Origin of the sequence: Pseudomonas sp. GD03862, from assembly GCF_029840855.1 — a bacterium.
Lineage (GTDB): Bacteria > Pseudomonadota > Gammaproteobacteria > Pseudomonadales > Pseudomonadaceae > Aquipseudomonas > Aquipseudomonas alloputida.
Window position 1 is genome coordinate 17,704 of sequence record NZ_JAOCDI010000056.1, and the last position, 11,283, is coordinate 28,986.

12 protein-coding genes are annotated in these 11,283 nt (G+C 64.4%); 6 read left to right on the forward strand and 6 right to left on the reverse strand.

Features of this window, described 5'->3' with window-relative positions; genetic code table 11:
• Nucleotides 1–50: 50 nt before the first annotated feature.
• The 5 genes from N5D53_RS24890 to N5D53_RS24910 all read left to right on the forward strand — a co-directional run bounded on the left by N5D53_RS24890 (nt 51) and on the right by N5D53_RS24910 (nt 4,582).
• Entirely contained in the window at nt 51–1,751 is a 1,701-nt protein-coding gene (locus N5D53_RS24890) for a copper resistance system multicopper oxidase (protein ID WP_279840998.1), read from the forward strand.
• On the forward strand, nt 1,744–2,628 hold the full coding sequence (locus N5D53_RS24895) for a copper resistance protein B (RefSeq protein WP_279840999.1): 885 nt from the start codon (nt 1,744–1,746) through the stop codon (nt 2,626–2,628). The genes N5D53_RS24890 and N5D53_RS24895 overlap by 8 nt, the downstream gene beginning before the upstream one ends.
• 14 nt (nt 2,629–2,642) lie before the next feature.
• Nucleotides 2,643–3,071 carry a DUF411 domain-containing protein gene (locus tag N5D53_RS24900; protein ID WP_010953186.1) on the forward strand — a complete coding sequence of 143 codons (429 nt, stop codon included), beginning with the start codon at nt 2,643–2,645 and terminating at the stop codon, nt 3,069–3,071.
• Nucleotides 3,071–3,508, forward strand: a complete 438-nt coding sequence (locus N5D53_RS24905) for a YqaA family protein (protein WP_104962177.1) — start codon at nt 3,071–3,073, stop codon at nt 3,506–3,508. The genes N5D53_RS24900 and N5D53_RS24905 overlap by 1 nt, the downstream gene beginning before the upstream one ends.
• Nucleotides 3,509–3,583: 75 nt before the next feature.
• Nucleotides 3,584–4,582 carry an alpha/beta hydrolase gene (locus tag N5D53_RS24910; protein WP_010953184.1) on the forward strand — a complete coding sequence of 333 codons (999 nt, stop codon included), beginning with the start codon at nt 3,584–3,586 and terminating at the stop codon, nt 4,580–4,582.
• Between the two features lie 72 nt (nt 4,583–4,654).
• Here N5D53_RS24910 and N5D53_RS24915 read toward each other — a convergent pair whose 3' ends face one another.
• The 6 genes from N5D53_RS24915 to N5D53_RS24940 form a co-directional block, all read right to left on the reverse strand.
• Entirely contained in the window at nt 4,655–5,236 is a 582-nt protein-coding gene (locus N5D53_RS24915) for a DinB family protein (RefSeq protein ID WP_010953183.1), read from the reverse strand.
• Between the two features lie 13 nt (nt 5,237–5,249).
• Nucleotides 5,250–6,356 carry a cell division protein ZapE gene (zapE, locus tag N5D53_RS24920; protein ID WP_010953182.1) on the reverse strand — a complete coding sequence of 369 codons (1,107 nt, stop codon included), beginning with the start codon at nt 6,354–6,356 and terminating at the stop codon, nt 5,250–5,252.
• Nucleotides 6,357–6,397: 41 nt separating this feature from the next.
• Complete coding sequence (locus tag N5D53_RS24925; RefSeq protein WP_104887313.1) at nt 6,398–7,543, reverse strand: PQQ-dependent sugar dehydrogenase; 1,146 nt, start codon at nt 7,541–7,543, stop codon at nt 6,398–6,400.
• Between the two features lie 22 nt (nt 7,544–7,565).
• Nucleotides 7,566–7,883, reverse strand: coding sequence for a hypothetical protein (locus tag N5D53_RS24930; protein WP_010953180.1), 318 nt, complete (start codon nt 7,881–7,883; stop codon nt 7,566–7,568).
• Between the two features lie 234 nt (nt 7,884–8,117).
• Nucleotides 8,118–9,083, reverse strand: a complete 966-nt coding sequence (speB, locus tag N5D53_RS24935) for an agmatinase (protein ID WP_004576768.1) — start codon at nt 9,081–9,083, stop codon at nt 8,118–8,120.
• A 25-nt stretch (nt 9,084–9,108) separates the two neighbouring features.
• Entirely contained in the window at nt 9,109–10,188 is a 1,080-nt protein-coding gene (locus tag N5D53_RS24940; RefSeq protein WP_064491662.1) for an extracellular solute-binding protein, read from the reverse strand.
• A 102-nt stretch (nt 10,189–10,290) separates the two neighbouring features.
• Between N5D53_RS24940 and N5D53_RS24945 the strand changes: the two genes are divergently transcribed.
• Nucleotides 10,291–11,181: a LysR family transcriptional regulator gene (locus tag N5D53_RS24945; RefSeq protein WP_064491661.1), complete on the forward strand. Its 891-nt coding sequence runs from the start codon at nt 10,291–10,293 to the stop codon at nt 11,179–11,181.
• Nucleotides 11,182–11,283: the final 102 nt, after the last annotated feature.

Consider the following 11,283-nt stretch of genomic DNA (forward strand, 5'->3'; position numbering starts at 1 on the left):
TGACAGCAGGCGGCAGCGAACATCGTGGCTCTTCCGCATGAGGCCACGCCATGTTGCGCAACCCCTCCCGCCGTATGTTTGTCAAAGGCCTGGGCGCCGCCAGCACGCTGGCGGGCCTGGGTCTGTGGCGCCCGCTGGCCCAGGCCGCCGAAGGCCGAGATCTGGCCGGCCAGCATTTCGAGCTGTTCATTGGCCAGACCCCGGTCAACATCACAGGCCGGCCGCGTACCGCACTGACCGTCAACAACAGCCTGCCCGGCCCACTGCTGCGCTGGCGCGAAGGTGACACTGTGACGTTGCGCGTGCGCAACCGACTGGCGCAGGACACCTCGATCCACTGGCACGGCATCATCCTGCCGGCCAACATGGACGGCGTGCCTGGCCTGAGCTTCGCTGGCATCGAGCCCGGCGGCGACTACCTGTACCAGTTCACACTGCGCCAGAGCGGCACCTACTGGTACCACAGCCATTCGGGCCTGCAAGAGCAAGCCGGGGTATACGGGGCAATCGTGATCGAGCCACGCGAGCCCGAAACGCACCGCTACCAGCGTGATCATGTGCTGCTATTGAGCGACTGGTCAGACCAGGCGCCGGAACAACTGATGGCGACGCTGAAGACGCAGTCCGACGCGTACAACTTCCACAAGCGCACGGTTGGCGACTTCATCGATGACGTGGCCGAAAACGGCTGGAGCCCCACCGTCGCCGAACGCACGGCCTGGGCGCGCATGCGCATGAGCCCAACCGACCTCGCCGATGTCAGCGCCGCCACCTACACTTACCTGCTCAACGGCCAACCACCACAAGGCAACTTCACCTGCCTGTTCCAGCCAGGCGAAACCGTGCGCCTGCGGCTGATCAATGCCTCAGCCATGACTTACTTCGACTTCCGCATCCCCGGGCTGAAGCTGACGGTGATCGCCGCCGACGGCTTGCCGGTGACCCCTGTGAGCGTGGATGAACTGCGCATTGCCGTAGCAGAGACCTACGACGTGCTGGTGACCGTGGGTGACCAACCCGCCTACACCCTGTACGCCCAGAGCATGGACCGCACCGGCTTCGCCCGCGGCACCCTGGCCCGTGCGGCCGGGCTGCAGGCACCGGTGCCTGCCCCCGACCCGCGCCCGGTGCTGAGCATGGAGGACATGGGCCACGGCGGTATGGATGCCATGCCGGGCATGAACCACGGCAGCATGGCCGGCATGGGCCACTCCGCCATGTCGGCCATGCAGCAACACCCGGTCAGTGAAACCGGCAACCCGCTGGTGGACATGCAGACCATGGCACCGCGTCCAAACCTGGCCGATCCTGGCATAGGCCTGCGTGACAATGGTCGCCGCGTGCTGACCTACGCCGACCTGCGCAGCCCCTACCCCGACCCGGATGGCCGCCCGCCATCGCGTGACATTGAGCTGCACCTGACCGGCCATATGGAGCGCTTCGCCTGGTCGTTCGACGGCATCAAGTTCAGCGACGCCGAACCGCTGCGGCTGACCTACGGTGAGCGCGTGCGCATCACCCTGGTCAACGACACCATGATGACCCACCCCATCCACCTGCATGGCATGTGGAGCGACCTGGAAGACGAGCATGGCCAGTTCCTGGTGCGCAAGCACACCGTCGATATCCCGCCCGGCAGCCGACGCTCCTACCGGGTGACTGCCGACGCGCTGGGCCGCTGGGCCTACCACTGCCACTTGCTCTACCACATGGAGACCGGCATGCTCCGCGAGGTACGCGTCGATGAATGACACCCGCAACCGCAGCATCGTGACAGGCGTGGCGCTGCTGACCTTGCTGGCCAGTGAACGGGCGATGGCCGCGGGTTCCGAACACACGAACCACGGCCAGATGAGCCATCAGGCCATGCCCATGAACCATGAAAGCATGGGCCACGACCAGCCTTCCCCCAGCCAACCTCGCACGCCCCTGCCTGTCATCACCGACGCCGACCGCCGCGCCGCCTTCCCGCCATTGCCAGGGCACCAGGCGCATGACCGGGCGCTGAACTGGGCAGTGATCGTGGACAAGCTCGAATACCAGAACTTCGAGAGCAGCAGTGCCCTGAACTGGAACGCCACCGCCTGGGTCGGCGGCGATATCGACCGCTTGTGGCTGCGCACCGAAGGCGAACGCGAACAGGGCAAGACCCACAAGGCCGAGCTGCAGGCGCTGTGGGGCCATGCCGTGAGCCCGTGGTGGGAACTGGTGGCCGGTGTACGCCAGGACTTCAAGCCTGCCAGTGGCCAAACCTGGGCCGCCTTCGGCATCCAGGGCACACCGTTGTACGGCCTGGAGCTGCAAGCCACCGCCTATGCAGGCGAGCGGCAACAGACGGCGCTGCGCCTGGAAGCCGCTTACGCTATGCTGCTGACCAACCGCTGGATACTGGAGCCGACCCTGGAGGCCAACCTCTACGGGCGCAACGACGCCGGGCGCGAACAAGGTGCGGGGCTGGCCGACAGCGAGGTGGGCCTGCGCCTGCGCTACGAAATCACGCGCGGCTTCGCCCCCTACGTCGGGCTCAGTTACAACCGCCTGCACGGCTCGCGTGCCAACCAGGCCCGAGAAGACGGCGAAGATCTGGGCCAGACCCGCCTGGTCGCCGGTATCCGCCTGCGTTTTTAAAGGAGTGCTTCACCATGCTGCGCAAACACCTGCTGACCCTGAGCCTGCTGGCCGTCACCGGCCTCGCCCAGGCCGCCGAGACCATCGACGTCTACCGCGACCCCAACTGCGGCTGCTGCAAGGCCTGGATCAGCCACCTGCGTGACAATGGTTTTACCGTCAACGACCACGTCGAGCCAAACATGAGCGCCGTCAAGCAACGCCTCGGCGTGGCGCCACGCCTTGCGTCGTGCCACACCGGGGTGATCGGCGGCAAGTTCGTCGAAGGCCACGTGCCGGCCGAGCAGGTGCGCCTGCTGGCCAAGCGCAACGACCTCAAGGGCCTGGCGGTGCCGGGCATGCCCATGGGCTCGCCCGGCATGGAGATGGGTGACCACAAGGATGCCTACCAGGTCATCGGGGTGACCCAGGATGGCCAGGACACCGTGGTCGCCAACTACTGATGCTCAGCCTGGGGGCGCTGTTTCTCAGCGCCTTTGGTGCCGCCACCCTGCTACCGCTGCAATCAGAGGCCGTGCTGGTCGGTCTGTTGCTGCGCCAGCCCGAGGCATGGGCCACCCTGCTGCTGGTAGCTACCCTGGGCAACGTGCTCGGCTCGGTGGTCAACTGGCTGCTGGGCCGGGCCATCGAGCACCTGCGCGAGAAACGCTGGTTCCCTTTCAGCGCAGCCCAACTGGCGCGTGCGCAGCAGCGCTACCAACGCTGGGGGCAATGGTCGCTGCTGCTCAGCTGGATGCCGGTGATCGGCGACCCGCTTACGCTGATCGCCGGGATAATGCGTGAGCCATTCTGGCGCTTCCTGTTGCTGGTGACCCTAGCCAAGGCTGGCCGCTATGCGGTGCTTGCGATGATTACCCTGGGCTGGTTTCACGCCTGGTAACACCTTTCAGGTTTCGCGTGGTCCACTGCCTGTTACAGTCGCCCCATTCAACCTGGCCCTACACGGAGTGCCCCCATGCTGCGCGCAACCGCCCTTGCCCTGGCCTGCCTTGCCAGCAGTTCGGCCATCGCTGCCGAGTCGCCTACCTACGGCCCCCAGCTCGAAGGCTTCAGCTACCCGCACCCCCTAAAGCATTTCGACTTCAAGTCCCAGGGCCAGGCCCTGCAGATGGGCTACATGGACGTGCCCGCCCAGGGCCAGGCCAACGGCCACAACGTGGTGCTGATGCACGGCAAGAACTTCTGCGCCGCCACCTGGGAAACCACCATCGACGCCCTGAGCAAGGCCGGTTACCGGGTCATCGCGCCCGACCAGGTCGGCTTCTGTACGTCGAGCAAACCGGCGCATTATCAGTACAGCTTTCAACAACTGGCCGACAACACCCATGCCCTGCTCGAACAGCTGGGTGTGAAGCAGACCATTGTGCTAGGCCACTCCACCGGCGGCATGCTCGCCACCCGCTATGCGCTGATGTACCCCCAGCAGGTGGAACGCCTGGCAATGGTCAACCCGATCGGTCTGGAAGACTGGAAAGCCCTGGGGGTGCCCTACCGCACCGTGGACCAGTGGTATGCCCGCGAACTCAAACTGGATGCCGAAGGCGTACGTGCATATGAACGCAAAACCTATTACGCCGGGCGCTGGAAGCCTGAGTACGAACGCTGGGTGCAGATGCTGGTGGGCTTGAACAAAGGGCCGGGGCATGAAGCGGTGGCGTGGAACTCGGCGCTGATCTACGACATGATCTTCACCCAGCCGGTGTACCACGAATTCAAGCACCTGCAGATGCCGACCTTGCTGCTGATCGGCGACAAGGACACCACGGCCATCGGCAGCGATATCGCGCCGCCGGAGGTAAAGGCCAGGTTGGGCAACTATGCAGAGTTGGGGCCGCAGGTGGCCAGGCTGATACCCAAAGGTGAGCTGATCACATTCGAAGGCATGGGGCACGCGCCGCAAATCGAGGAACCGGTGCGGTTCAATCGCACCCTGGTCGAATGGCTGGGCAAGTGAGCCAATGATTGGCCCCTGTGGCAGCGTACGCTTTTGTACTTTGCACAAGACCGCTGCTGCCACAGGGTGCCATTACACTTTCCAGACCTGCTCTTCTGTCCAGCCCAGCTCGGCAAAGTCGCCCGCCCGCAACTCGGCTTCTTCCTCGCAGAAAAACTCATCCAGCTGTGGTGGCCTGACCGCTGTATCACTGAGCATCGCGTGCACCTGCCCACGGTGATGCACCTGATGTTCGAACAGATGCGCCAGCAAACGCAGCCGCTGCTCGCGCTGCACCCGATCAGGCCGCACGACGCTCACATAGCGGCCCAGGTCGCCATCACTCAGCCCACGGCAGTAGGCGATCAAACGGTGATCAGCCTGGGCCTGCTCGGCATGCAGGTCGGTGCAGGTGGCAAACGGCTGTTCCGGGTCGAAAAAGCGTTCGCCGTCGGCATCGGGCTGCTCGCCGCGCTGCTCGCACTCGAGCATATGCAGGTAGAACCAATCCACCGTGAGCAAATGGTTGAGGGTGGCCTTGATCGACGGGAAGAAGCTGCAACGCGGGGCGACGAACTCGTCCTGGGTCAGTTGCAGGCAGGCCTTGTACAGGCGGTGATTGGCCCAGCCATTGTTATAGGCCTGGGTCAGCAGATAATGCGATAACGGCTGCATGGTCGGCTCCTTTTCAGGCGAAGCGTTGCAGTTGCATCTCCCGTAGCCGGCTCAGGGTGCGCTGGTACGGGAACGCCAGATACCCTTGAGTGTAGAGGGCATCGAGCGGCACCTGTGCCTCCAGGTACAACGCCACCCGGCGGTCATAGCATTCGTCGACCAGGGCAATGAAGCGGCGAACCGCATCGTCCTTGGGCGACAGCGCAGGCAGTTCACGGTCGCCCGCCACTACCCTCGCCGCGCCATCTTCGGTGCCACGGGCAATACGCCCCGCCCGCTGCTCCCCGCCCAGCGCCGGAATGCCGGATACCAGAATCGAGGGAAAACGGTCGCACAAGGCCATGAACTCCATGGCCGCCAAAGGTTGATCGCACAGATCGGTGAAACGACACCAGATAGCCTGCTCACTGCGCCGCACGACGTGAATGTGCCTTGAGCCAATACCCAAGGGCTGATCAGTGCCGGCATCTTCCGGGCTGAGCTGGCGAAACACCTCGCCCAACTGGCTGGCCTGCCCCGCCTCGGCTACCCAATAGCGCTGCCGCGCTTCACCAGGGTGCAGACGGTGATCCTGCTCGCCCGCTACCGGCAGGACCTGCATGTGACGACCGATGGCGGCGATGGCAGGCAGGAACCGCTCGCGGTTGAAACCATCGCGGTAGAGCTGCTCGGGTGGCTGGTTGGAGGTGGCGACGATCACCACACCCTGATCGAACAATACCTGGAACAAGCGGCCGAGGATGATCGCATCACCGATGTCGCTGACGAACAATTCATCGAAGCACAGCACGCGGATCTGCCGCGCCAGCTCCCCCGCCAGGGCGAGCAGCGGGTCGGCGGTGCCGTTGAGCTGAAACAGGCGTTGATGCACCCAGGCCATGAAGTGATGAAAGTGCTGGCGCCGGCTCGGTATGCGCAGACACTGGTGGAACTGGTCCATCAGCCAGGTCTTGCCGCGCCCGACCGGGCCCCAGAGGTAGAGGCCCTGGGTGGGGCGACCCTGCTCGAGGGACTGGAAGCAGGCTTGCAAGGCCTCGACGACGCGGGCCTGGGCGGGGTCAGCGACGTAGCCCCGAGTGCTCAGGGCTTGCTGGTAGAGGGTTTGGGGGTCGAGGGCCATGCCGCATTCTACCCGACTGTCACCCTCGGTGCAGGCGCGCGTCAGTCGGCCAGGCCGACCTTGAGTAGCGCACCGTCCTTGTCATCGGTCAGTACATACAGGTAACCATCCGGCCCCACCCGCACATCACGGATACGCGCCTTCAGGTCACCGAGCAACCGTTCTTCGTGCACCACCTTGTCGCCCTCCAGTTGCAAGCGGATCAATTCCTGAGTGGCCAGCGCCCCCATGAACAGATTGTGGTCCCAGGCCTTGAACGTTGGGCTGTCGTAGAACGCCATACCGCTGATACCCGGTGACTTTTCCCAGACATGGTGCGGGTCGACCATGCCGTCCACATGCTCGCCCTTGGCCTCGGGGATTGGCAGCAGCGAGTAGTTGATGCCGTGGGTCGCAATCGGCCAACCATAGTTCTTGCCAGGCTTTGGGATGTTGATTTCATCACCACCGCGCGGGCCGTGTTCGTGGGTCCACAGTTGACCGGTCCAGGGGTTGAGCGCGGCGCCTTGCTGATTACGGTGGCCGTACGACCAGATCTCCGGACGCACGTTGTCCTTGCCGACGAAGGGGTTGTCTTTGGGCACTTCGCCGTCCGGCAGAATACGCACGACCTTGCCTTGCAACTTGTCCAGGTCCTGGGCAGTGGGACGTTGGTTGTTCTCGCCCAGGGCGATGAACAGGTAGCCGTCGCGGTCGAACACCAGCCGCGAGCCGAAGTGGTTACCCACCGACAGCTTGGGCTGCTGGCGGAAGATCACGGTGAAATTTTCCAGCCGGGCGCGGTCTTCGGACAGCTGCCCGCGGCCGACTGCAGTACCGGCCTTGCCGTCACTGCCCTCCTCGGCGTAGGACAGGTAGACGGTGCGGTCCTTGCCGAACTCCGGTGACAGCGCCACATCCAGCAAGCCGCCCTGGCCTTCGGCCCAGACCTTGGGTACACCGCTGATCGACGGGCCAACCTTGCCTTCGGCATTGACCAGCCGCAGGTTGCCGGCGCGCTCGGTCACCAGCATGTCCTTGCCACCGGGCAGGAAGGCCAGGGCCCAGGGGTTGCGCAGGCCATCGGCAAGCGTGTCGACGACCAAGGTACCTTCTTCGCTGGGGAACCGCTGTTCGGCCGCCGCATGCGCCCACAGTGGCAGTAGCGCGGCGGCGGTCAGGGTGGCTAGCCAGGGTGCTCGAAGCATGCCGGATTCCTTTCAAGTGGGCTTAAGGCGCACGTGGGTTGTCGCGCGGTGGCCGGGTGGGTTCCAGGTTCGGGGTTTGCTGCTGACGACGCAGGTTGTCGCCGTTACCGATGCCGCGGTTGTCCAGGGTGGGTGGGCGCTGGTACGGGTCGGTGGACGGGCCACGTACCGGTGGCGCAGCCGGCATGCTGCCTTGACGGCTGTTGGGGTTGGCCCGCTGGATCGGGCTGTTGTAAGGGTTGTTGTTGCCGGCAGCACGTTGCACGGGCTGCTGCGCAGCCGCGTGCGCGGGCAGGCACAAGGCCAGGCCGAGGGCCAGGATGGGCAATGTCGGGGTCATGCTTCACCTCCTGTACGAAAATGCCGCGCCTGGTGGGTTTGATAGCCTAAGGCGCGAGGGGTTCGCGGCAAAAGTGTGAATGCGGGTGGAGATGATTCCTGATGTTTCAGTATGGGCCGCGGAGGGCTGCTTTGCAGCCATTCGCGGGCGCGCCCGCTCCCACGGTCACCCACAGATTTCTGGCCCTGTGAGACACGTGTGGGAGCGGGCTTGCCCGCGAATGGCCACAAAAATCTACTGGCCGTTGTCCACCTTGTGCCGCGCCGCATACAGGCACAGCATCTCCATGGCCAGGGTTGCCCCGGCCAAGGCGGTGATATCGGCATGGTCATAGGCTGGCGCCACTTCCACCAAGTCCATGCCTACCAGGTTGATGCCACGCAGCCCACCCAGAATCTCCAGCGCCTGCACCGTGCTCAGCCCGCCACACACCGGCGTTCCGGTACCGGGCGCGTAGGCCGGGTCGAGGCAGTCGATGTCGAAGGTCAGGTACACCGGCCGCTCGCCCACCCGCTGGCGAATCGCTGCAATCACCGCCTCTGTGCCCTGGCGGTGCACTTGCCTGGCGTCGAGAATGGCAAAGCCCTGGCTGTCGTCATTGGTCGTGCGCAGGCCAATCTGCACCGAATGGGCGGGGTCAACCAGGCCTTCGCGGGCGGCATGCCAGAACATGGTGCCGTGGTCGATGCGCTTGCCCGCCTCGTCCGGCCAGGTGTCACTGTGCGCATCGAAATGGATCAGCGCCAGCGGGCCATGGCGGCGGGCGTGAGCCTTGAGCAGCGGGTAGCTGATGAAGTGGTCGCCACCGAGGGTGAGCATGGCGCAACCCGCCTGCAGAATGTGCTCGGCATGGGCCTCGATGCTGTCCGGTACCGACTGCGGCGTGCCGCTGTCGAAGGGGCAGTCGCCATAGTCGATCACCGCCAGGTGGTCGAACGGGTCGAACGCCCACGGCCAATGGCGGGCCCAGGCCTGCTGGACCGAGGCCGCACGGATCGCCCGCGGGCCGAAGCGCGCGCCGGGGCGGTTACTGGTGGCCGTGTCGAACGGCACACCGCTGACCACCACATCCACACCGCGCAAGTCGCGGCTGTAGCGGCGGCGGGAGAAACTGACAACACCGGCGTAGGTGCTTTCTGCGGCGGTACCATACAGGCTATCGCGGGTCATGGCCTGGTCATTGCTTGCGGCTTGGTCCACGGTCGGGCTCCTTGATTGTCATGGGCTACTGCCGGCTGCGGAAGGCGGTCCACAGACGGTTGCGTTGGCGCAGGTCGGCCAAGGCCATGCTGCGGTCGGCATACAGGCGCTGACGCACCTCGGCCGACGGATAGATATCCGGGTCGTTGCGCACCGCTTCGTCCACCAGCGGCGTGGCAGCCTGATTGGCATTGGCGAAGAACAGCGTGTTGGTCAGCGCTGCCACCGACTCTGGCTTGAGCATGAAGGCGATGAACGCCCGTGCGGCCTCGGGGTGCGGGGCGTCCTTGGGGATGACCAGGTTGTCCTGCCATACCAGCGTGCCTTCACGGGGGATGCGGTAGATCACCTCGAACGGCTTGCCGGCACGACGGGCCTGGTCGGCGGCCATCGCGGCATCACCGTTGTAGGTCAACGCCAGGCACACGCTGCCATTGGCCAGGTCGTTGATCTGCCGGCCGTTGGCAACGTAGCTGATCGACGGCTGCAACTGGCTGAGCAGGTTCTGCGCGGCAGCCAGGTCATCCTTGTTCTGGCTGTAAGGGTCCTTGCCCAGGTAATTCAGGGCTACGCCGATCACCTCCTGGGGCGAGTCAGGCAAAGCGATGCCGCAACCCTTCAGGCGGGTGGCGTACTCGGGCTTGAACAACAGGTCGAGGCTGTCCAGCGGTACATCGCCAAGGCGCTGGCGTACTGCCTCCACATTTACCCCAAGGCCCAGCGTGCCCCAGGTGTACGGCACAGCATGGCGGTTGCCGGGGTCAACCTCGGCCAGTTTGCCCAGTAGGTCCTTGTCGAGGTTGCCATAACCAGGCATGGCCTGAGCGTCCAGCGGTTGCAGGGCATTGGCCTTGAGCGCCCGGGCCAGCACGGTGGATGACGGCACCACCACGTCGTAGCCGCTACCACCGGTCAACAGCTTGGTTTCCAGCACTTCGGGGGTGTCAAAGGTGTCGTACCGCACCTTGTAGCCCGTTTCCTGTTCGAAGCGCTGCAGGGTTTGCGGGGCGACGTAATCGGCCCAGCTGTAGAGGTTGACGACCTTCTCTTCGGCCTGCAGCGGCAGGGCCAGAACCAGAGACAAAAGGCACAACGATCGACGCATGGCGGACACCTCGGTAAATGGGTGGATGCCGCGAGCATGCCAGCCGGGTTACATTGCACCAATGACAAGTTTGCAAAGCTGACATTCATCAGGAGCAATGTAATGCTCGGACAAGTGCACGATCCCGACCTGCACCTGCTGCGGCTGTTCGTCACTGTAGTCGAGGCAGGTGGCTTCAGCGCCGCTCAAGGCGTGCTGGGCCTGAGCCAGCCCACCATCAGCCAGCGCATGGCGCAACTGGAGGCACGCTTGGGTTACCGCCTGTGCAGCCGCGGCAAGGGTGGTTTTCGCCTGACGGAAAAAGGTGAATTGCTATTGGAGGCGGCGCGTGGGCTGCTGCTGAACATCGAGCAGTTTCGCCAGCAGGCCAACGGCGTTGCCGGGCGATTGCTGGGGACTGTGCGCATAGGCATGGCGGAAAATCAGGACAAGGCGGTGAGCCTGAAACTGGCGGCGGCCATTGCGGCATTTCGCAGGCGAGAGGAATCGGTGCAACTGGAGCTTGTCAGTGCACCGCCGGCGGAGCTGGAACGGCTGTTGCTGGAGCAGCGGCTGGACTATGCCATCAGCTATTTTTCCGGCAACCAGGCGGCCTTTGATTACCAGCCCTTGTTCGCAGAACGACAGCGGCTGTATTGCGGCAGGGGGCATGTGCTGTATGGCAAAACGGATGTTGGGCTTGAGCGGTTGCTGGACATGGACCAGGTGCGCCATCCGTACCGTTTTCTCAAAGGGGGCGAACCGTTCCAGAGCAGACGCAGCACGGCAGTGGCGGAGCAGATCGAAAGCGTGCTGACGTTCATTCTGTCTGGTCGGCATATTGGCTACTTGCCATGCCATTGTGCACAGGCCTGGGAGGCCGAGGGGCTGTTATGGGCGCTGGACCCTGAGCTTGATTTTGGGGTGCCGTTCACCCTGGCCCGGCACCGGGCACAGGGGGTTGGCGAGGCAGCCCATGTATTTGCGCAGGATTTGCTGGCGGCGTTTGCCTGAACCGGCCCCTTCGCGGGTTTACCCGCGAAAGGGCCGGCCCTGCTGGCCAATTTCCACCAGGCGTTCACCGTTGACGCCGCTACCGTATTCGCGGGTAAACCC

What these genes read in the sequence shown, in the direction of transcription:
- N5D53_RS24890 (WP_279840998.1), top strand. Translation starts at nt 51, where the DNA reads ATGTTGCGCAACCCCTCCCGCCGTATGTTTGTCAAAGGCCTGGGCGCC.
- N5D53_RS24895 (WP_279840999.1), top strand. Translation starts at nt 1,744, where the DNA reads ATGAATGACACCCGCAACCGCAGCATCGTGACAGGCGTGGCGCTGCTG.
- N5D53_RS24900 (WP_010953186.1), top strand. Translation starts at nt 2,643, where the DNA reads ATGCTGCGCAAACACCTGCTGACCCTGAGCCTGCTGGCCGTCACCGGC.
- N5D53_RS24905 (WP_104962177.1), top strand. Translation starts at nt 3,071, where the DNA reads ATGCTCAGCCTGGGGGCGCTGTTTCTCAGCGCCTTTGGTGCCGCCACC.
- N5D53_RS24910 (WP_010953184.1), top strand. Translation starts at nt 3,584, where the DNA reads ATGCTGCGCGCAACCGCCCTTGCCCTGGCCTGCCTTGCCAGCAGTTCG.
- N5D53_RS24915 (WP_010953183.1), bottom strand. Translation starts at nt 5,236, where the DNA reads ATGCAGCCGTTATCGCATTATCTGCTGACCCAGGCCTATAACAATGGC.
- zapE (WP_010953182.1), bottom strand. Translation starts at nt 6,356, where the DNA reads ATGGCCCTCGACCCCCAAACCCTCTACCAGCAAGCCCTGAGCACTCGG.
- N5D53_RS24925 (WP_104887313.1), bottom strand. Translation starts at nt 7,543, where the DNA reads ATGCTTCGAGCACCCTGGCTAGCCACCCTGACCGCCGCCGCGCTACTG.
- N5D53_RS24930 (WP_010953180.1), bottom strand. Translation starts at nt 7,883, where the DNA reads ATGACCCCGACATTGCCCATCCTGGCCCTCGGCCTGGCCTTGTGCCTG.
- N5D53_RS24940 (WP_064491662.1), bottom strand. Translation starts at nt 10,188, where the DNA reads ATGCGTCGATCGTTGTGCCTTTTGTCTCTGGTTCTGGCCCTGCCGCTG.
- N5D53_RS24945 (WP_064491661.1), top strand. Translation starts at nt 10,291, where the DNA reads ATGCTCGGACAAGTGCACGATCCCGACCTGCACCTGCTGCGGCTGTTC.